The sequence below is a fragment of the Streptomyces sp. WAC05292 genome, assembly GCF_003949955.1.
Taxonomy (GTDB): Bacteria; Actinomycetota; Actinomycetes; order Streptomycetales; family Streptomycetaceae; genus Streptomyces; species Streptomyces globosus.
Genome location: NZ_RPSE01000684.1, coordinates 1 through 1,747, shown reverse-complemented (window position 1 = coordinate 1,747; position 1,747 = coordinate 1). Strand labels below are relative to the sequence as shown.

The window sequence follows — 1,747 nt, the reverse complement described above, 5'->3', positions numbered from 1 at the left end:
GCACCCCGCTGGGTGGTGCACGGCGACTCGATCACCGAGGGCTGGTGGTCGACCCGGCCCGCCCACGGCTGGCCCGCCGTCGCCGGACGGGTCCTCGGCTGGGACACCGTGAACCTCGGCTACGCAGGCGCCGGGCGCGGCGAACTCGCCACCGCCGAACAGCTCGCCCGCCTCCCCGCCGACGTCCTCACCCTCGCCTTCGGCACCAACTGCTGGGCCTGCGTGCCCCATTCACCGCCCCTGCTGTACGAGACCACCCGCGCCTTCCTGGACCTCGTCCGCCAAGGCCACCCCCGCACCCCCCTGCTGCTGCTCTCCCCGGTGCTCAGGCCGGACGCCGAGGACACCCCCAACCGGCTCGGCGCCACCCTCGGCGACCTGCGCGCCGCCATGGAGCGGGCCGTACGCGACCGCATCGCCGCCGGGGACGCGCACCTCGCCCTGCTCCCCGGCCGCGACCTGCTGCAACCGGGGCACCTGGCCGACGGACTGCACCCCGACGACGAAGGACACCGGGTTCTCGGCCTTGCTGTGGCCACGTCCCTGCGGCGCGCCGGGTTCGACGCGCGCTGAGTGAAACACCCCACACCGAAGCCGTTGAACAGACCGCGCCCCGCACGGCGTGTCCTTCGCACAACTGCCGGCGCACCGCACACCGCGGAGGCGCCGGGGACGGACACACCGAACGGGAGAGACCACCATGGGCATCAAGCGCGGGAGCACCCTGGCCGCCGTCGCCGCCGTCGTCGCACTGACCGCCACGGCCTGCGGCGGGGGCGCCGGCGGCGACGCCGGCTCCGCGAAGCCGGCCGGGGCCGCCGCCCAGGCGGCCGGTGCCGGGGCCGACTCCGGCTACGGGTCCGACTACGGCTCCGGCGCGGGAGCGGGCTCCGGCTACGGTTCGGCGGGCGACGCCGGCGCCGGGAGCGGGCCCGCGGGGCAGCTTGCGGTCGCCGAGACCGACAAGGCCGGTCCCGTCATCACCGACTCGGCCGGGCTCACCCTCTACCGCTTCGACAAGGACACCGCCGAACCCCCGAAGTCGAACTGCGACGGCGACTGCGCAAAGGCCTGGCCGCCCGTGCCCGCCGGCGCCGGTGCCGCGTCCGGCATCGACCCCAAGCTGCTCGGCGAGGTCGCCCGCAGCGACGGCACGAAACAGCTGACCGTGGCCGGCTGGCCCGCGTACCGCTACGCCAAGGACACCAAGGCGGGCGACGTGAACGGGCAGGGCGTCGGCGGCACCTGGTTCGCCCTCGCGCCCGACGGCAAGAAGGCGGCGAAGCCGGCTGCGGGCGGCAGCGGCGGCGCGCCCGCCCCCGCGGCCCCGGAGCCGAAGCCGGAGGGCGCGCAGCCCGCCCAGGCCGGTCTCTCCGTCGCGACGAACCCCAAGCTCGGCGAGCACGTCGTCGACGGCAACGGGATGACCGTCTACCGCTTCAAGCCGGACAGCGCCTGGCCGATGGTCTCCAAGTGCACGGGTGACTGCCTGGCCAAGTGGCCCGTCGTCGCGCCGGTGGACAAGGCGAACGTGAAGGGCATCACGCTGAAGAACTTCTCGGTGCTGGACCGCCCCGACGGCAGGAAGCAGCAGTCCATCGACTGCTGGCCCGTGTACACCTTCGCGGGCGACAAGAGGCCCGGTGACGCCAACGGCCAGGGCGTCGGCGGCCAGTGGTACGCCGTCTCCCCCGAGGGCAAGCTGATCACCGCCTCGTAACCGCCGGCCGGACGGCCTCCCCACTCC

At 74.9% G+C, this 1,747-nt stretch carries 2 protein-coding genes; both read left to right on the top strand.

The features are described from left to right. A partial coding sequence (locus EF903_RS32355; RefSeq protein WP_260616220.1) for a GDSL-type esterase/lipase family protein occupies nucleotides 1–573 on the top strand: 573 nt, incomplete at its 5' end. A 127-nt stretch (nucleotides 574–700) separates the two neighbouring features. After that, a complete protein-coding gene (locus tag EF903_RS32350; RefSeq protein ID WP_125548505.1) occupies nucleotides 701–1,720 on the top strand; it encodes an SCO0930 family lipoprotein in 1,020 nt (339 codons plus the stop codon). Nucleotides 1,721–1,747: the final 27 nt, after the last annotated feature.

Excerpts from the sequence above, each read along its gene's own strand:
- EF903_RS32350 (WP_125548505.1), top strand. The coding sequence starts at position 701 with ATGGGCATCAAGCGCGGGAGCACCCTGGCCGCCGTCGCCGCCGTCGTC.